This window comes from Pseudomonas sp. Bout1 (assembly GCF_034314165.1).
Taxonomy (GTDB): domain Bacteria; phylum Pseudomonadota; class Gammaproteobacteria; order Pseudomonadales; family Pseudomonadaceae; genus Aquipseudomonas.
On the sequence record NZ_JAVIWK010000003.1, the window covers coordinates 35,699 to 53,397 of the forward strand.

General features: G+C 54.2%; 15 protein-coding genes. 11 read left to right on the forward strand and 4 right to left on the reverse strand.

The window, feature by feature from the left end:
- The first annotated feature begins 16 nt into the window (after positions 1–16).
- Genes RGV33_RS33290 through RGV33_RS33305 form a run of 4 tightly spaced genes read left to right on the forward strand, consistent with a single transcriptional unit; the run spans position 17 to position 9,598 of the window.
- The gene (locus RGV33_RS33290) at positions 17–3,133 is read left to right on the forward strand and encodes an anti-phage-associated DUF499 domain-containing protein (protein WP_172693438.1); all 3,117 of its coding nucleotides are present in this window, start codon (positions 17–19) and stop codon (positions 3,131–3,133) included.
- A gap of 2 nt (positions 3,134–3,135) precedes the next feature.
- Complete coding sequence (locus RGV33_RS33295) at positions 3,136–3,786, forward strand: anti-phage-associated DUF3780 domain-containing protein (protein ID WP_172693455.1); 651 nt, start codon at positions 3,136–3,138, stop codon at positions 3,784–3,786.
- Between the two features lie 11 nt (positions 3,787–3,797).
- The gene (locus RGV33_RS33300) at positions 3,798–6,854 is read left to right on the forward strand and encodes an anti-phage-associated DUF1156 domain-containing protein (RefSeq protein WP_322148884.1); all 3,057 of its coding nucleotides are present in this window, start codon (positions 3,798–3,800) and stop codon (positions 6,852–6,854) included.
- An 11-nt stretch (positions 6,855–6,865) separates the two neighbouring features.
- Positions 6,866–9,598 carry a phospholipase D-like domain-containing anti-phage protein gene (locus RGV33_RS33305; RefSeq protein WP_172693437.1) on the forward strand — a complete coding sequence of 911 codons (2,733 nt, stop codon included), beginning with the start codon at positions 6,866–6,868 and terminating at the stop codon, positions 9,596–9,598.
- A 216-nt stretch (positions 9,599–9,814) separates the two neighbouring features.
- Here RGV33_RS33305 and RGV33_RS33310 read toward each other — a convergent pair whose 3' ends face one another.
- The 3 genes from RGV33_RS33310 to RGV33_RS33320 all read right to left on the reverse strand — a co-directional run bounded on the left by RGV33_RS33310 (position 9,815) and on the right by RGV33_RS33320 (position 13,358).
- Positions 9,815–12,238, reverse strand: coding sequence for an AAA family ATPase (locus RGV33_RS33310; protein WP_172693436.1), 2,424 nt, complete (start codon positions 12,236–12,238; stop codon positions 9,815–9,817).
- A 527-nt stretch (positions 12,239–12,765) separates the two neighbouring features.
- Complete coding sequence (locus tag RGV33_RS33315; RefSeq protein ID WP_032901693.1) at positions 12,766–13,059, reverse strand: addiction module antidote protein; 294 nt, start codon at positions 13,057–13,059, stop codon at positions 12,766–12,768.
- Complete coding sequence (locus RGV33_RS33320; RefSeq protein WP_172693435.1) at positions 13,056–13,358, reverse strand: type II toxin-antitoxin system RelE/ParE family toxin; 303 nt, start codon at positions 13,356–13,358, stop codon at positions 13,056–13,058. The genes RGV33_RS33315 and RGV33_RS33320 overlap by 4 nt, the downstream gene beginning before the upstream one ends.
- Positions 13,359–13,536: 178 nt before the next feature.
- Here RGV33_RS33320 and RGV33_RS33325 point away from each other — a divergent pair, with 178 nt between their 5' ends.
- From RGV33_RS33325 to RGV33_RS33355, 7 genes are all read left to right on the forward strand, one after another.
- Complete coding sequence (locus RGV33_RS33325; RefSeq protein ID WP_172693434.1) at positions 13,537–14,370, forward strand: DUF932 domain-containing protein; 834 nt, start codon at positions 13,537–13,539, stop codon at positions 14,368–14,370.
- A 54-nt stretch (positions 14,371–14,424) separates the two neighbouring features.
- Positions 14,425–14,883 (forward strand): hypothetical protein, encoded by a 459-nt coding sequence (locus RGV33_RS33330; protein WP_172693433.1) that lies wholly within the window; start codon positions 14,425–14,427, stop codon positions 14,881–14,883.
- 53 nt (positions 14,884–14,936) lie between these two features.
- Positions 14,937–15,254: a TrfB-related DNA-binding protein gene (locus RGV33_RS33335; RefSeq protein WP_070414885.1), complete on the forward strand. Its 318-nt coding sequence runs from the start codon at positions 14,937–14,939 to the stop codon at positions 15,252–15,254.
- Positions 15,251–15,445 (forward strand): hypothetical protein, encoded by a 195-nt coding sequence (locus tag RGV33_RS33340; RefSeq protein ID WP_070414886.1) that lies wholly within the window; start codon positions 15,251–15,253, stop codon positions 15,443–15,445. Before RGV33_RS33335 ends, RGV33_RS33340 begins: the two co-directional genes overlap by 4 nt.
- Positions 15,445–15,819, forward strand: coding sequence for a hypothetical protein (locus RGV33_RS33345; RefSeq protein ID WP_172693432.1), 375 nt, complete (start codon positions 15,445–15,447; stop codon positions 15,817–15,819). Before RGV33_RS33340 ends, RGV33_RS33345 begins: the two co-directional genes overlap by 1 nt.
- Positions 15,820–15,823: 4 nt before the next feature.
- The gene (locus tag RGV33_RS33350) at positions 15,824–16,108 is read left to right on the forward strand and encodes a hypothetical protein (protein ID WP_172693431.1); all 285 of its coding nucleotides are present in this window, start codon (positions 15,824–15,826) and stop codon (positions 16,106–16,108) included.
- Positions 16,109–16,177: 69 nt separating this feature from the next.
- The gene (locus RGV33_RS33355; protein ID WP_172693430.1) at positions 16,178–16,768 is read left to right on the forward strand and encodes a hypothetical protein; all 591 of its coding nucleotides are present in this window, start codon (positions 16,178–16,180) and stop codon (positions 16,766–16,768) included.
- Between the two features lie 259 nt (positions 16,769–17,027).
- On the opposite strand, the gene RGV33_RS33360 is transcribed toward RGV33_RS33355, so the two are convergent.
- Positions 17,028–17,243, reverse strand: a complete 216-nt coding sequence (locus RGV33_RS33360; protein WP_169866587.1) for a hypothetical protein — start codon at positions 17,241–17,243, stop codon at positions 17,028–17,030.
- Positions 17,244–17,699 lie beyond the last annotated feature (456 nt).

Consider the following 17,699-nt stretch of genomic DNA (forward strand, 5'->3'; position numbering starts at 1 on the left):
TCAGGGAGTCGAGCAGATGCTCAAGACAGTCAAGCAGGCATGCACATTTAACCCCATCATTCGCGACTACCGGATGAGCGAGGGGATCGAGAACCTTTCTGCCCTTATCTCCGATGAGGGCGATGGCCGCGAGTTCTTTGCACGAAACTACATCACCTCGGGCATGGAACAGCTGTTCCGCGAGGGCATGTTGCGGCTGGATGGCAAATCAGACCAGGCGGTTTTCGAGCTGACCCAGGCAATGGGTGGTGGTAAGACCCACATGATGATTGCCCTCGGCCTGCTGGCTAAGCACCCGCATCTGCGCAGTGAGGTGCTGTCACCCGATCTTGCTAAGCGGATCGATGTTGGTGAGGTGCGAATAGCGGCATTCAATGGTCGTAATACCCCTGAGAATTACATCTGGGGTGAGATCGCCACCCAACTTGGCGAAGAAGAGGCCGTCAAGCCCTACTGGGTCAATGGCCCTCGTGCGGTCGATCAGGCTGGCTGGAAGAAAATCATCGGAGACAAGCCGACGCTGATCATGCTTGATGAGCTGCCGCCTTACCTAGAAATCGCCAGCACCACTGTCATCGGTGGCGGTACGCTGGCTACTGTAAGCACCTACACGCTCAGCTGCCTGATGAGCGCTGCCTTGGAGCTACCACGTTGCTGCATTGTGATTGCCAACCTATCCGGCAGCTATGTGGCTCAGACCAAGGCAATTGCCGAAGCAATCTCTAACCTCCAGCAAGAAGCCAGTCGCCAGGCCAGCACCATCACCCCCGTCCAACTGGCTGGTAACGAGATCTACGAGATCCTGAAGAAGCGGCTGATTCTGGAGCTGCCCGACGAGTCCGTCATTAATGATGTAGCCGAGGAATATGCTCAGCGTATCAAGGCAGCAGCTGATGGTGGATACATTGTGGCGACAAGCCTGGAACAGGTCGCCCAGCAGGTAAGGGAAACCTACCCGTTCCACCCCTCCTTCAAGCATCTGGTTGCCTTGTTCAAGGAGAACGAGGGCTTTCGACAGACACGAGGCCTGATGCAGTTCGCTGCGCGCCTGCTCAAGAGCGTCGATGACCGCGAGACCGATGATGTCTTCCTGGCTGGGGCTCAGCACCTGCGTCTGAATGACGATGCAGTGCGTGAGGAGGTCGGACGCATTGCCAACTCGCTCCGCCCGGCCATGGCCCACGATATTGCCGACGATGGTCAGTCCATCGCTGAAGAAATCGATGCCAACCTAGGCAGCGATGCCGCTCAGCAGGTCGGTGCCCTGTTGCTAGCGTCCTCATTCTCTCGGGCGGTCGGCGGTCGAATCGGCCTGACCGAGGCAGAGATCATCGAGTTCTTGGCAGCCCCTAACCGTAAGTCAGATGAGTTCAAGACCGCTCTGGAGAAACTGCGTGAGCAGGCGTGGTATCTGCATCGCGAAGAGGAGCGTTTCTTTATTAAAGAAACAGAAAACCTCTCTCGCCAGATTGAACGAAATGCTCGCGACATCCCTCAGCCGAAGATCGATCAGGCACTGATCAACAAGCTCACAGCTGTGTTGCAGCCGGTTAGCAAGGCTGCCTACCAAGATGTCCAGGTGCTGCCGCGACTGAACGATCTAAAGCTGAGTGGGCCTCGTGTTCTGATTGTGGTGCGCCCGGACGGCAAGCTGCCGCCGAGCGAGCTGGTCAATTTCTTCGAGTACCAGCAAGAAAAGAACAATTTCATGGTGCTGTCTGGTCAGGACAGCTATCTCGCCGATATCGTCGAAGATCGTCTGCGCGATCTGTATGCAATTGAGTCCATCTGCAAGCGCTTGAAGGACGGTGACAGCCTCTTCGAGGAGGCACGTGATCGCCAGGAAGATGCCCAGCAGCGCTTCAACAAAGCACTTTCCGGCACCTACAATCGGATCTACTTCCCAGCCATCGACGAGATGACCGGCAATGCCCAACTCATGCAAGCCACAATCGATAATGGCCTGAACATGGGACAAGGCACTAACTCTGCCGAACATCAAATTGAGCAGCTTCTCGCCAGCCCCCGCGCCAATTACAAACTGATCCTCAATTTGTTGGAAGAACCGGGCACCTACTGGGCGATGGCGGAAGAGGATCTTTGGCCGGCGAACGACCGCAGAACGCCATGGAAAGACGTGCTGATGCGCGCCAAGAGCAATCCGATCTGGGCCTGGATGCCCGGTGCCGGTGGCATGGATACCCTCAAGACAGAAGCCCTGAAGCAAGGCCGCTGGCGACAAGGGACTGACGGCTATATCGAGAAAGGGCCGTTCGCGGCAGAAAAAACTGCAGTGAACGTGACCGTGCATGCCTCGAACGAAGCGACAGGCGAAACCACCCTGGCCCTGATTCCCCGCAATGCGGGCCAGAGCCCAGTGGTTTATTACGCGCAGACCGCCAAGGTCAGCACCAACGACCCTAAGATCGAAGACCTGGATAACTTCACGACCGACGCAGCAACCTTGTACTTCCTCGCCGTGGACAGCGAAGGCAAACATGAAACTGGCGAGCCTCAACGCTGGGTGGCGGAGCTTCGCGTACGCCATCAGGTCCAGGCCATTGCCGACAAGCGCATGGTCACCATCACCTGCGTGCCTGCGGCCGATATGCGTTACACCCTGGACGGCTCCAACCCGAAGGATGGGGAACTGTATGGAGCCCCCTTCGAGGTCGGCTCACAAGCAGCGCGTTTGATGGTCTATGCCTGCGCGGGCGAGGCTACTCGTACTGCCGACTTCCAGATCCCAGCCGCCAACGACAAACAGGTTCAGATCGATGACGCCAAGCCGGCAAAGTTGGCTGAGAACAAGAAGGTGTCGCTCGACAGCACCGAAAGGGTGTTCGGCGTACTCAATTCCTTCAAAAGCTCGCCGGCCACCTTCAAAGGGGTGCGTATCCAAATTGGTGAAGGTGAGAACACCGTTAGCATCAACTTTGTTGAGCGCGAGGTTACGGCTTCAGTGATCGAGGCAGCCATCAATGGGCTGCGCAAGGCCCTGGGGAATGAGCAAGAAACCGTTACCGTTCAGATTCGAAGCGGAGCAGCCTTTGAGAACGGCTTCGCTGCCAAGGAGTTCGCCAAACTCAGTGGTGTTGAGCTGCGTCCTGGCGATGTGATCCAGGAAGAATGACCATGGCCAACGCATTACGTAAAGAGGAGTCAGGCATGGCTCGTTCCCCCAGTAAAACTGTAAGTGGAGCCAAAAAAACCAAGGCACCTGAGCGCCCGACCATCGGTTTTGGTGTGCCTGCCACCACAGACCCTCATCATTTCATGGTGGAGGTGCCCAAGAGCTCGACTGGCGCAGTTCGCATCATCGAAAGCCTCGGACTGCAGGCTCAGGATCAGCAAACCAGCATCATCGAGCGCGTTGTGATTGAGCGCTCGCGCTGGACGGCGATCCGCAGTGAGGTTCAGCGGGCATTCAATGTACGCCTGAAGGAGCACAACCTGCGTGTTAGCGCCTGGAAAGTGGGTGATAACCCTGTGGATCGTCTGCTTGGCAAAGAGCTCTGCGTATTGGCCTGGGCGGTTGAAGACATGAACCCTGAGAAGATTCCAGTTGCAGTACGCAATTGGCTGGCCTTACGCCCCGAAGAACGCTGGTGGCTGTTCGGCATGACCGCTATGAGTACAGGCGGCGTACATGACGGCAACAAGGGTTGGCGACTGGCTCTCCGGCACGCACTGGGCGACGTAGCGCAGACAGAACTATTCAAGCCGCAGGCTGTGAAATCCCGCAAACCAGATACTGAGCGTCCAACATTGGGCCTGTTCGATTAAGGAAGACCGAAATGACCGCAATGACCGCAATGACACCCGTACAGGTGCCTTTCTCTCTTAAGGATGCGCCGGCTCTCATCGAAACAGTATTCCCAGCACAAAAGGTGTCATTTGAGGCGCAGCGGGAGCGTAAGGCCGGCGCTGGTCAAACCCTGACGGCACTGGGCTCTTATTGGAAGGGGCGTAAGCCGTTGATTTTGGTACGTGCCATCATCCTCGGCAGCCTACTGCCGGCAACCGAAGATGCGGAGCAGGATCTTGAGCTTTTCGAGGCACTGATGGCATTTGACAACCGGGGCCTTGGCCGCAGGGCGGTCGACCAGGCGGCGCTCAAGCCGGCTGACATTGCCAAGATGATTACCCTGAAGACCCCCTGGAACTACTTCGACTTCAAAATCCCTGAAGGCAGCCACCTGCGAGAGCAGGATGTGGCTATCTGGTGGTTTCCGGTGGATGTCGCGGAGAAGGGGATCAGAATAAGCTGGAAGCGCAGTATTAGCGACGAGGCCAAATCTGAGATCTATGCTCAGGCGCTCGACACTCTGCCGACCTACGAGGAGCGCTCGCTGTTGTGTAAGCGTCCTGAAGAGGTTAACCAACAGTTCCTGCTGGCCCCCGTCTGGGCCTTAGTAAACGAGCGCCTTGGACAGTTTGGGATAAATGCTTACTCGATAGAGCAGCTAATTGAGCAGCTGGGTATTTTACGCTTCGGACACTGCCCCAGGGTTGCTGACACATTTTCTGGAGGCGGATCAATACCGTTTGAGGCGGCCAGAATGGGATGTGAAGTTTTCGCATCCGATTTAAATCCAATTGCCTGTATGTTGACGTGGGGAGCGATCAACATCATAGGGGCCTCCCCAGAGGTACGCCGTGAGATTGAATTTGCCCAGCGTGAAGTTGCTGAAGAAGTAGATCAAGAGATTTCTTCTCTGGGCATCGAGCATGACGAGGATGGGAATCGGGCAAAAGTTTACCTGTACTGCATGGAAGTTCGCTGCCCTGAAACTGGCTGGATGATTCCTCTAGCGCCCAACTGGGTCATTTCAATGCAGCGCAATGTTATAGCCAAACTAGTTCCGAATCACGAAGAAAAAATATTTGATATAGAAATTTTATCGGGCGTCAGCCAAGATGAGATGAACAAAGCTGCACAAGGAACAGTTCAAGGTGGCTTTGTAGTCTACGAAGTAGATGGAAAGACATACAGGAGCTCTATCAAGAGCCTGCGAGGCGATTATCGTGATGAGTCTGGCGCGACAGTAAATCGTTTGAGGCCGTGGACTGTTTCCGACTTCAAGCCTCGAATTGATGATATTTTTCAAGAAAGACTTTATTGCATACAGTGGATAACAAATAGTTCAGTCAACAAACCCAGAAAGGAGACCTATTTCTCCAGTGTTAGCCTGCAAGATCTCGAACGAGAGAAGATGGTTGAAGAGATCGTAAGTAAAGACTTGAGTGACTGGCAAGTGCATGGCTTTGTGCCAGACATGGAAATTGAACCAGGATACAATACGGACCAGCCCATTCGCGAGCGCGGATGGAAGTATTGGCATCACATGTTCAACCCAAGGCAATTGTTAATTTTCTCGCTTTACAAGAGCAAATTAAATGCATTGCCTGATGGCGAGATCAAAGCCGCACTGGTAGCAGTCCAATCAAAATCTATTGAATGGAATACACGACTGTGTCGATGGGCTACTTCAACAAGACATGAAAATCAGGTCAATACTTTCTCAAACCAAGCACTAAACACGCTCTACAATTTTGCTGTTAGAGCGATCTCCAATCTTGAGAACCACTCTATAGTAGAGTTTGGGGATGGGGGGCACGTCACATCCCTAAAGACCAATATCTCGTCATGCCCCGCAAATGAAATATCATTTCCATCTGACATATTCATAACAGACCCGCCATACGCTGATGCAGTCAACTACCACGAGATAACGGAATTCTTCATCGCATGGCTAAGAAAAAATCCTCCCGCTCCATTTAATGAGTGGACATGGGACTCACGGCGCGCACTTGCCATCAAAGGCGATGGCGATGCATTTCGAAGAGGAATGATAGAAGCTTATTCCGCCACGACTCAGAACATGCCTGATAATGGCATGCAATGCGTAATGTTTACCCATCAAAGCACCGAGGTTTGGTCTGACATGGTGGGTATATTCTGGGCAGCAGGTTTACAAGTAATAGCTGCTTGGTACATTGCTACCGAGACTACCTCTGAGCAAAAAAAAGGAGGTTATGTCCAAGGCACGGTAATTCTAATGCTGCGCAAGCGATCTGCTGGCGAAAAGGTCGGCTTCAAACAACGCATTCTACCGATAGTACGCAAGGAAGTTGCGGCGCAAATCGAGCAGATGATGCACCTCAACGATGAAACAAGGGCTAGGATGGGTGAGCCAGTATTCAACGATGCTGACCTGCAGATGGCCGGTTATGCTGCTGCCCTAAAAGTGCTTACCGCCTACACCAAGATAGGCGAGACCGATGTCACCACGTTCGCCTTGCGGCCCCGCGTCAAAGGCGAGATTACTGTGGTGGATGAAATCGTCCAGCAAGCCTCCGAGGCAGCCAACGGCCTGTTGGTACCTGAAGGGGTAGGTCTGGATACCTGGCAAGCCATTGATGGCGTTCAGCGCTTCTACTTGCGCATGCTGGATATGGAGTCGGCCGGTGCCTCAAAGCTGGATAACTACCAGAACTTTGCCAAGGCCTTCCGTGTGGATGACTACACAAAAGTCATGGCTAGCATGACGGCCAATGGCTCGCGGCTGAAGCAAGTTGATGAGTTCGGCTCCCGTGAGCTGACCGATAGCACGGAAATTGGCCCAACTTGGCTGGGCCATCTGATCATCGCTATTCAGCAGCTGCTAACTGATGTCGAACCGCAATCTGTGGTCAAAACACTGATGGAGGATCTGCCTGACTACCTCGAAGTCCGTCCAAAGCTGATCGATCTGGTCCGCTTCTTGGAGAATAAGTCCCGCAATGAAGCTGTGCGTTCCGCTGCAGAGGTTCTTGTTTCACGGATGCAAACGCAGCGACTGGACTCCTGAGAGGTTAAGGCATGACGATCACCCGCTTGTCCTCGCGCATCCATGCGCTGGATCAGAGCTTTCTTGTCGAGCACCTCAAAGGCGCTCGACGCTATCGGCGAATCGCCGGCTACTTCACCAGTTCGCTGTTTGAGGTCGCCGGAGAGCTGATCGATCAGATTCCCGAGGTGCAGATTGTTTGCAATGCGGACATTCAGGCAGAGGACCTGCGGGTGGCTCAGGTGTGTGAGGCCAAGCTGCTGGGCAAGCTGAACGAACGCTCGGTTGAGATTGAATCGCTGTTGAATCGCGAACGCTACCAGCAGCTGGCCTCTTTTCTGGAGAAGCGTGGCCAAGTTATCCGGGTTGCGCCTGATAGCGCCTGTGGCTTCGTGCATGGTAAGGCAGGGGTGATCGATCTGGCCGATGGCCGCAAGCTAGGCTTCATTGGCTCAATGAACGAGACCAGCAGTGGTTGGCAGAGCCACTACGAAATCCTCTGGTCCGATGACTCTCCGGAAGGGGTAGCCTGGATCGAAGCTGAGTTTGAGTATCTATGGAATGCTGCCAAGCCCCTGCCGGATGCGGTTTGCCGGGAAATTACTCGGCGCAGCCACCGCCATGAGGTATCCATCGAAGAGGTGGAAGAACCTGAGCAAATTGCCCCTGCTGCCCTAATCGAGTCGCCGCTGTATCGCGAAGGGTTCTCTTTGCAACCCTGGCAACAGGGATTCGTCACAGAGTGCCTGAAGCATTACCAAGAATATGGCGTTGTCCGCTTGCTGTTAGCAGATGAGGTCGGCTTAGGAAAAACACTTTCCATGGGCACGGCTGCACTTGCGTTAAGCCTGCTGGCCGAGCAGAAAGGGCGCAGTAAGCCCGTCATCATCTTTGCACCGGCAACGCTCTGTGAGCAGTGGCAGACCGAGATGATGGACAAGTTGGGTATCCCCTGTGCGCGATGGCAGACGCAGCAGAAAGCCTGGCTCGATGAGCAAGGGCGAGCGATATCTGCCGAGGGCGCTGGCCATGTTGCAAACTGTCCACTGAGAATCGGCATCATCTCAACTGGCCTGATGCTGCGTGACTCGCTAGAGAAGGCGCACCTACTCGGGCTCCGTGGCGGCTTTGGGCTGGTAATACTCGATGAGGCTCACAAGGCACGCACTCGGCAGGGAATGGGCAAGGACGCGGGTACACCGAATGAGTTGCTGGCGTTCATCCGTGACATTTCTGCCCGCTCTGATCATGTTCTCCTAGGGACGGCAACGCCAATCCAGACTCGTAGGGAAGACCTGTGGGACTTGGTTCGGATTCTGCACCAGGGCAAAGGTAACTTCGTTCTGGGCGGAGATTTTTCAGAATGGCACAGGCCCAAGGACATTATCCCGATCCTCTCTGGGGAAGAGGACGTGACGGATGCAGGTTATGCTTGGCGGTTGCTTCGTGCCCCATTGCCTACCGTTAACTCAACTCAAGACAGCCAAGCTCGGCGGCTTTACAGCTTGATTCGCCAGGATCTTGGGCTACCGCAGAGCGAGTGGCTTGGCGGCTCATACTCCGAGCTGGGTGAGGATGCCCGTGAGGTTATGGAGGATGCACTGGAGCGCCGTGTCGCTGGGGCTAGCTTCTTCCAACGCGAGAATCCATTTGTGCGCCATGTGGTGCTGCGCAAACGTACCACGCTTGAAAATGAGGGGCTTCTCAAGGCCATTGGGGTGGACGTCCATCCTGATGTCGGATTGGTAAAGGATGTCCACCGCTTCCATGCCCTATTTGAGGGGTTGGCTCTGCGTTCCAGTGAGGACTTCCGCGAGGCTTACAACCAGGCTCGTGGCTTCGGTAAGGCTTTGGCCAGCAGCGGACGTGGAAGCGGCTTCATGAAAAACCTGATGGAGCAGCGCATATGCAGCAGTATCGTCGCAGGGATCAACACCGCCACCAAATTGCTGGGCGGCGAGACGATCACTGAAGAAAGCGATGAGGGTGAGGTTTCGGTGCAAGTACAAAGCACCGATGAGCAGCTGGCCCTGGAGCGGCTGCTAGATCGCCTGAAGCTGGTCAAGGAAGATCCAAAACTTAAGGCAATCCTGCACTACCTGGAGAACGAGGGCTGGCGTGAGCTTGGCTGCATCATTTTCAGCCAATACTACGACACCGCCCGCTGGGTGGCTGAATCGCTCGCTGCACGCTACCCCGATGAGGCGGTAGGTCTTTATGCAGGGGCTGGTCGCAGCCGGCTCTATCGACAAGGTGACAGCGTGGCCATCGAGCGTGAAACCCTCAAGCGCATGGTCGCGGATCGCAAGCTTCGCCTTATGGTCGCCACCGATGCAGCCTGTGAGGGACTCAACCTGCAGACGCTGGGCGCGCTAATCAACGTTGACCTTCCATGGAACCCGACCAAACTCGAACAACGCATCGGCCGCATCAAGCGTTTCGGTCAGACACGCGACAAAGTGGACATGCTCAACCTCGTGAACGAGCAGACGGTGGACGAAAAAGTCTACGACCGCCTTTCCGAGCGTATGAAGGACCGCTTCGATCTGTTCGGTTCGTTGCCGGATACCATCAAGGACGAATGGATTGACGACATTGAGCATCTCGGGGAGCTGATGGATCAGTACATCAATGCCCAGAAGCAGGAAACTGGCTTCGATCTGCGCTACAACGCAACCATGCGACCAACCGATAACGACTGGCGCAACTGCGCGCAAGTCTTGTCACGCCGAGATTTCGAGACACTGATGAGGAAGGGATGGTAATCGCCGATTATTGTCAGCAGCCGTTGAGGTTTTGGCGGTGAAAAACTAGATCTAAGCATGCCATGCCGCCACGATTCGGCGCTAATCCAGCTCAAGCTTTACAGCCAATATGAGTTCTTTCAAAGCGTCCACAGATTCAACCGTGAAAGGAGTCCTCAGATTTGAGGACTCCTTCTGGCAAATCAACACTACCCTTTGCTCTGGAATGCTTGTACATCAAGCCACTCGTTCGGGTTCACCAATGCTTTTCAATAGGGCATTATATTGGACAGCATCAGAAGCATATATTTTATCCAAGACGTAGTTCGCTACTTTAGCAATCTCTGGAATTTCTACTGGCTTAAAGCTTCTGTCTGGAACAGCTTCCAAGTGAGAGAACTCATTGTTAAGGCGATTGACAAGAGCAATGGCCGTGTCTTCCTCCTCTCCAAAGAACTTTTTTATCCGTTCAAAAGTGTCGCTCCTGTCGTCATGATAGGGGTACTTGAAGAAAAGAAAAGCCTCAAGGAACTTTCGCAAATTGTTGCCGAAGCCAAAGAACGGTTCGTGGCTCATTTGTGCGGCAGCCTGATCTTTGCACTTATAGATCTGATGAAACAGATAGTGAAATTCAGTGATGTAGTCTTTGAGATAAGACGGCATGAGCAGGATGTTGCTTGCTGCCCCGTTGCGCTCAATCATGAAATGCTCGTGGTCGTAAACGCTCTTGGTCTTACCTTCGCCCGCAGGTATTTTCTTGTTTGGAATGGACAGACGCTTGAGATATTTCAGAAAGTCCAAATTGTGTGTTGAAATGAAAAGCTGCTTGTAGCGGTAACCGTTTGAACCATCAGTTTTTTTTATTGGCTTAGCGATCAAGCTTTCAATTAAGCTGAACATAAAAAATATATGGTTGCTGTCCAAGCTTGAAATTGGGTCGTCAATGTAGATTATCAGTTCTTTACCCTTGCTCTCTGGATCGTCTAATTTAGCAATGAAGTAGCAGAAGGCAATCAAACTGCATTCGCCTTCGCTTAGGTTGTACGCGGCCTTGCCGTCTCGTGTGATCTCGAACTTGACAGTTGCCTTGTCAGCACTGTCACGAGGCTCAAGCTTGAGGCCGTCATGACCGAAGAAGTTGTTGAGCAGGGAGTTGACTCGCTCGGCCCCTTTGCGCTCATCCTTCTGCTTGGCTCTTAAGGTTTGAACTTCTGCCTCGGCGTCACGAATTTCCTTTTCTGCGTCCGTATATGCCGTGCCTGCGGTATCGGCGCTGGTCTTGAGGGTCGCTATGCGGGCAAATTCCGTGTCATAGGTAATCGCGTCCGCAAACGCAAACACGTCAGCCAACCGAAGCGCATCTCTGGCGGCAGTCTTGTCTTTTTCCAGAGTCTTTGTCTTGCCATTGTTTGTGGCAATCAAAGTATTGATGGCGTCCACATGCTTCTGGATTTCTTTGGGGTCGTGCAGTGACGGCAGCAGTGCCACGGAGTGGAACAGATTGCTTTTTCGTGTTTCCAGCAACTTCTTGAGCGCTTCCATGTCTTTCTTGTAGACGCCCAATGCCTCGGCAAGCGCCTTGCTGCTCGTGTCAAAGTCAGAACGTTCCTCCGTGTAGAACTGATCGCTTCTCAACGAGACGAAGCCAGCGACGGCCGCAATCTCGCCATTGACTGAGGTGATGGCATTGTCCAAAGCGGTTTCAAGATCACCGGATTCCTTGCTGAAGTGCTCGTCCAGCCTCTGCCAAATGTCATGAGGCAAGCTCTGCCGGCAGAAGGCACAGACTTCGCGTTTATCACGGTGGTGGGCGATACCTTGCTTGACCCACAGTTGCAATACGCTGTCGTTGAGTAGTTCTTGAATGGGCTTGGTCGGCGTGATCACTTTGGACAGAATTGGCTCGGCTTGGCTTTTCAAGGAATCAAACTGGAGGGCAATGGCAAGCGTGTCTGTTATGTCAGGCAAAGCTTCTTGCTTGAGCAGTGCAAGCTTGCCAGCCTGCTCCTGAAGCGTCAGCGGGACGAATTCAGCCTTCGTAGTGGCGGCAATGTCGCGTCTGATGTGGTCGATGTTGTACACGGGAACGCCGTACTGGAGGTTCTTCTTGATCTTGTCAGCGGCATGCGAACGCAGCTTGCCTTCCAGTGCAGTGAAAGCGGTACTGTGGTCGGTCTTGGTGCGGTCTCGCTCTTTTCTCGTGGCCTCAAGGTCAAAGCGAAGGCCAGCCTTGGCCTCAACGCTTCCCAGCTTAGCCTCGATGGCAGCAATGGCGTCGTCAATCTCCTTGTTCTGCTCACCGACTATGGCGAAGGTCTTGATCTCGCCGCCATCCTGATTGACCAAGAAGCTGAGGTTATCAGTCACAAAGTCGCGGTTGTAGACCCTCACGTCATAGTTGTGAGTCAGTAGGCCCGAGCAGGTGACTGCGCCCTTGTCGCCCGTAACGGTGAAGGACGAGCCAGCGTAGTTCAAGGGGAGTCTATGCGTCTCCAGTGCACGAAAGACACGAGAAAGGGTCGTCTTGCCCGAGTAGTTGCGCCCGTAGAGGATATTCAGACGCTGGAAGGTCTTAACGTTTTTTCCGCTGTCCCTAACGGCTTTCTTCCACTCTAGCCCGGAAAAGCTGCCGAAGCTTGCGATGTCTATCTGATTGATCATTGATCCATTCCTACCCTGGTGGACTTTCGGGTGCGTGCAACAGATTGTTATTTCAGTCTACAAGGAGCGCTCTATAGCAGACTGTGCAAGTGGCCGCTTCTGGCCGATTGTTGCCTCTCACCACAGGCTGCTTGGGGTCGATTTCTGCATTTCCTGACGCTCCAGCGTCGGCCTCAACCTGACAGGCGAAGCGCTTAGCGATTTTTTCCGTTTTCTCTATCGTCCCCTACCAGAAATAACTAGGAAATGCCGCTCCACTCACGCCCGCCTAGTGCGGGATTTTTAGTCGCAGTTATTTGCAATATTTCGCATTTATTTCGACAGCCGACACTTCGGGCTTCAATCCTCACGCCTTCGCCCGTTCCGGGCTGCGCGCTCCGCTTACCTCCGGCCTTCGGCCTGCGCGCCGTCCTGCAGGACGGCTTGCCCGACCTTCCACGTTCACCAGTGGCTCATCATCATCGTTCGGTAGCGGATCGCGAGAGCGGCGGCGTCAAGCAAATCGCCGCTTTTCTCGCACGCGAGAATCAAGGGTGTGCGTGTTGCCGGGTTGTCAGATCGAGGCCGACAGCGCGCATGACGGCGAGCATGGTTTTTAGGGTTGGATTGCCCTTGTCACTGAACGAGCGGTAAAGCTGCTCACGGGATAACCCGGATTCTTTGGCCAGCTCTGTCATGCCTTTAGCTCGGGCAACAACACCTAGCGCTTTGGCAATGTAGCCAGCGTCGCCGGTTTCAAAAGCATCGCTCATAAAAATGGCAATGCTTTCAGGATCGGTCAGCGCTGCCGCTGGATCATATTCATAGATTGGCTCTTTCATTCGTCCTCACTCCACTGACTGGCAAGCATCTTGGCGGTTTCTATATCGCGTGCCTGGCTGCTTTTGTCGCCGCCGCACAACAACAGCACAAGCTCATTGCCGCGTTGCTGAAAATAGACCCGGTAGCCGGGGCCGTAGTGAATGCGTAACTCGCTAACGCCCTGACCGACCGGCTCAACGTCACCCAAAAGGCCGTTGGCTACCCGGAAGACCCGCGCCGCAATGATCGCCTTTGCGCGGTGATCCTTGAGCTTGCGTTCCCACGTCATGAACGTGGCGGTTTGGTTGATCGTTTTCATTGGTCAATTGTAGTTTATAAATCACGAAAAGGCAAGCATTATATGTACAATTATATTTTACAAATAGTTTACAAAATGCGCAAGGTTTGAGATACTAACCCCGTCGAAGCAATCACGCCTCGAAACCCGGACATAGCGGCGGCAACCGCTCCGGGAATTCTGCGAAGGAGATTCAAAAATGCGTCTATCCAGCAACTTCCGTAACCCTTGCATGATCCGCAGCGATGCAGCCTTGAGCAATGAACAGATTGCCAGCGTTGCACCTTCGATCTTTGCCGAGGAAGCGCACGACAGCCGCTCCGATCGTTACCTATACATCCCAACGATCAAGGTGCTCGACGCACTGCGCGCCGAAGGCTTCCAGCCATTCATGGTGTGCCAAACCCGCGTTCGTAACACCGACAAGCGCGAACACACTAAACACATGCTGCGCCTGCGCCATGCCAACACCATCATGGACAAGGAAGCGAACGAAATCATTCTGCTGAACAGCCATGACGGAACCAGCAGCTACCAGATGATGGCGGGTATGTTCCGGTTTGTTTGCGCCAATGGCCTGGTAATCGGCGATTGCTCGATTGATCAGAAAGTACGGCACAGCGGTCGCGGTGACGTAATCGGCGACGTGATCGAGGGAGCCTATGAAGTGCTCAATCAGTTCGACGCCGTGAACGATCAGCGCGAGTGCATGAAGCAAATCAAGCTGCGCCCGGACGAGCAAGAAGCCTTCGCCATGGCGGCGCTGGCCTACCGCTACGACCCGAAAGAGGGACCGGCGCCGGTGACGTCCAGCCAGTTGCTCAGCCCGCGCCGTGTCCAGGACTACGACAACGACCTGTGGACTACCTTCAACCGCATTCAAGAAAACTCGATCAAGGGGGGCTTGCGTGGCCGTAACAAGCAAGGGCGCCGGGCGACTACCCGCGCCGTTGGTGGCATTGACCAGGACGTGAAATTGAATCGCGCCCTGTGGGTTCTGGCCCAGGCCCTGCGCACTCAGCAGGCCGCTTAATCACCCAACCGGGCGCCTAGTGCGCCCGGTTCTTGTGCGGTAGGAGATACAGCCATGTCCAAAGTTTTCTATGTACCCGGCCAAACTTCGATCATCGACTATGCCCGCGAGATCGGCCCGAATATGTGGGCAACCCGCTGCAGAATGCTGATGCTACCCGAGCTGCGCGTCTGCCACCCCGGCGCAGTGCTGGGCGATGAAGAGGCGTTCTTGCTGGCCCAGGAAGCCGCGTTAGGTACGCAGCCACAAGAAACCACCGAGGCGCGCTATGACTACGCGCTGACCCGTCTCCCGGTGTTGGACTTCGCCGCTGACGGCAAAACTTACTCGTTCAAGCTGGAGAAATTCGAGGTTGGAAATCTGACGCGCATCTACGCGCTCTGTCATGGCCGCTACTGGACGTTCTTGGGGCTGGCCACCCTCACGCACCAGATAATTGTCCAGCGCGTCACCTTGAGCGCAGCAGGGGGCCTGTTCACTGATCGACAGGCCCACGGATCACCACCACACTAAAAAGCTAAAAGCGCCTGGCAGATCGTCGGGCGCTTCACCCACGGAGAAAACGAATGCAGCCAAAGTACACAGCCGCTCAATGGGAACAGGTATCCCCAGCCTTTCGCGGTTTGGCTGTCGGCACTGTTGAGATGGCCAAGGCGGTATTGGTTGACGGTGTGCGACCTTCGGATCTGGCGCGACAATCTGACGTGTCCCGCCAGCTTGTCTATGCCGCCGTGCAACGGGTTCGCAAGATTCTGGAGGAACACCAGGCGCAAGAGTTGGTGCCGGTGATGGTTTGGCTCCCGCCTGAGCTGGCCGAGCAGGTTCGGCAAATGGCAGCGCCTTATGACCAGCCAGCAGGCAAGGGGAAGGCCAGCACGAAATGAGCAAGAGTAAGGACGAGATCCGCGCCGACCTGGAGCGCATGACGCAGGCTTACCAGGGCGAAAGCACTTTGTACGCGGCACAGCCGCTACCCTCGCGTATGCCGTGGAAAAAACGCCAATCGCTGCTGGATCGTGCATTCAGTGACGAGCTGGAAAAAATTAAACGTGATCAACCAAAGGATGGTGATTGATGATTTATAGAGCTCTAGCAGTTTCAACTTCACCCACCTGGGCCGACCGTGATTGCGTCGAGCGCCGGGTTTTCATCGAGGCAGAGAACCGCGACGGGGCAAGGCTCGGGATCCGCGAGGTACTGGCCAAACTTTGGGACGTGGACGCTGATTCAATAGAGTTCTGGAATCTGGAAAGTGAGTTCGAGTTGAACCACGGTGCTTTCGTCGAGAACGTCGCCGGCGATCATCGTTTGTTTGTGGCTGGCTGGGCTGACGGGAAGCCGAGTTTTGACGATGGCACCTATGGCCACCCGTTGTTCCTGCTGTCCACCCAACTAGATCGCATGATGTCCGCTTATCTTACATTGCCGCGCAATGCGCAGAAGGGCTGAGCTGATGTTCAAGACGGCATACATGGCGGTGCGCGGGCGAGTTGTCGGGCTGTTTGTTCAGCGACCGGAACCGATGATGCTTAGCGAATTTGCCAGGGATCGAGCATTATCCGTCCTGGCAAAAAAAGGATATCAAGCCCATTACTACGCGCCGGATCTGGACGTTGAAGACCAGGAGCTGGCCGCAGCACTTCGCCTGCTTGGTCGGTCTGGCTTCATCATCACCGACCAGGGCGGCGACTTGGTTGGCCACCGCACCAGGGATACCCCGCGCAACGTTGAAATCTGACGAATCCGCGGGGCTCTACACCCCCACTTTTTAAGAGAATCCGCGCTCTAACTCCAGAAAGGACTAGTCATGAAGAAGCAAATGGTATTGCTCGACAACTGTGTTTGGAATTTTTTATGGCGAAGGAATGTCGATCTCATAGCTGAACAAGGGACTGATTTGGCATTTAAAATCAGTGATTTAGGTGAAATTGAAATCCCTTCAGTAGATCATCAAGACGATGAAGTTAAGGCGATTGGTGTTTATGCCAGAGAGCAAATTTCACGCCTTGAGGCGGATCCTGTTCAGTGGTTTTCTTATGCTGATTCCGGCCAACCGGGTAGTGGGAAAGGTGGATTCGGCGAATTAATGCCTGATGGCACTGTTAAAGGCGGTGGTTTTTTTACTGGTATCGAGGGGCATGCGTACCTTGAGGATCCTTACCAACACAAGGTAGTCGGTGGTTTGACAGGTGAGAAGAAAACCAAAAGCGGCTTACTCAAAAACCAGACCGACGTAGATTACGGTCAATGGGCACTGAATTTCCCAATCATCACTGATAACGAGAAAGACTTTAAAAACTTCAAGAAGGTCATACTCATAAAGGATTGGAACGACACGACCTTCGGTGACTTTATCAGGGAACAGTTGGTTAACCTCGACCTGACCGAAGGGCAATAGGCGCCAAGCAACTCGACAGCCAGGCTGAGAAACATTCGCGCCGGTACCCGGCAAAGCCGGCCGATCTTCCGCCCAAAGAAAAACCCCAGCGATCGCCAAATCACTGGGGTTTTTTATCGCGTGCCAAACCGTTCGAATCGACTCGTTAGGCACCTCGCGCCCTGACCTTCGCTTGTTCCTCGACTTGGTAGCTGGCTGGCTCTACGCGGTCCCGTGACGCCTAGCAACTATCAGGACAGGTCCCGGTAGGTCCGATCTTCTAGCGATCATCGATTGGTCTGCCGATCAGGCGCCTTTCGGTGTCGTCGATTGCCGTGGCTCTGACATAGCACGCTCCTGTGGCTTTATTGCCCTGGACTCGCTGGAGCATCAGCATTTTTTCCATGCCTTGCTTGCAGTGTGCCTCTGAATCGCTTGGGAAGGCCTCTGCGTCCTTCCCGTCGATCATCAGGATGAAAACCCACATTTTCAGCATGACGCCTCCATGGCTTTGAGAGCGAAGCGGGTGGGGGTGCAGTTACACCCCCACTTTACCGCAACTAACTGCGGTATCAGCATCACCCTCGGATCAGTCTTTTCCTAACACTGCCTCTCGATAGGCCTTCACGTCTTCGGCCAGATAAGGGGTACATCCAGGATTTTTTGCCGCTGCTCAACAACGGAGAACGGTACCCAACCCCGCCGCTGTGCGTGTTCGGCTTCGCCGAAACGGCTCTCGTTGTGTAATTGCATTCACCTGACCACCCAATTGCATTCCACCTGACCAGGCATTTGCATCCGTATTGACCACCTCGCGCCGTAGTGACGACAGGTTGCATTCGACCCTTAGCTGCCCTCCGTAGAGGGCAGATAGGGGGCAAATATGGACTCTAACTTTGGAGCTGACTGGCCTTCCGGAGGCAGTTCTGGTTGACCGAAGTTGGAGCACATA

Bases quoted from the DNA above. Each gene is read 5' to 3' on its own strand.
- RGV33_RS33315 (WP_032901693.1), bottom strand. From the start codon at position 13,059: ATGAAAGAGCCAATCTATGAATATGATCCAGCGGCAGCGCTGACCGAT.
- RGV33_RS33320 (WP_172693435.1), bottom strand. From the start codon at position 13,358: ATGAAAACGATCAACCAAACCGCCACGTTCATGACGTGGGAACGCAAG.
- RGV33_RS33340 (WP_070414886.1), top strand. From the start codon at position 15,251: ATGAGCAAGAGTAAGGACGAGATCCGCGCCGACCTGGAGCGCATGACG.
- RGV33_RS33355 (WP_172693430.1), top strand. From the start codon at position 16,178: ATGAAGAAGCAAATGGTATTGCTCGACAACTGTGTTTGGAATTTTTTA.
- RGV33_RS33360 (WP_169866587.1), bottom strand. From the start codon at position 17,243: ATGCTGAAAATGTGGGTTTTCATCCTGATGATCGACGGGAAGGACGCA.
- RGV33_RS33295 (WP_172693455.1), top strand. From the start codon at position 3,136: ATGGCCAACGCATTACGTAAAGAGGAGTCAGGCATGGCTCGTTCCCCC.
- RGV33_RS33325 (WP_172693434.1), top strand. From the start codon at position 13,537: ATGCGTCTATCCAGCAACTTCCGTAACCCTTGCATGATCCGCAGCGAT.
- RGV33_RS33330 (WP_172693433.1), top strand. From the start codon at position 14,425: ATGTCCAAAGTTTTCTATGTACCCGGCCAAACTTCGATCATCGACTAT.
- RGV33_RS33305 (WP_172693437.1), top strand. From the start codon at position 6,866: ATGACGATCACCCGCTTGTCCTCGCGCATCCATGCGCTGGATCAGAGC.
- RGV33_RS33290 (WP_172693438.1), top strand. From the start codon at position 17: ATGCTCAAGACAGTCAAGCAGGCATGCACATTTAACCCCATCATTCGC.
- RGV33_RS33350 (WP_172693431.1), top strand. From the start codon at position 15,824: ATGTTCAAGACGGCATACATGGCGGTGCGCGGGCGAGTTGTCGGGCTG.
- RGV33_RS33310 (WP_172693436.1), bottom strand. From the start codon at position 12,238: ATGATCAATCAGATAGACATCGCAAGCTTCGGCAGCTTTTCCGGGCTA.
- RGV33_RS33300 (WP_322148884.1), top strand. From the start codon at position 3,798: ATGACCGCAATGACCGCAATGACACCCGTACAGGTGCCTTTCTCTCTT.
- RGV33_RS33345 (WP_172693432.1), top strand. From the start codon at position 15,445: ATGATTTATAGAGCTCTAGCAGTTTCAACTTCACCCACCTGGGCCGAC.
- RGV33_RS33335 (WP_070414885.1), top strand. From the start codon at position 14,937: ATGCAGCCAAAGTACACAGCCGCTCAATGGGAACAGGTATCCCCAGCC.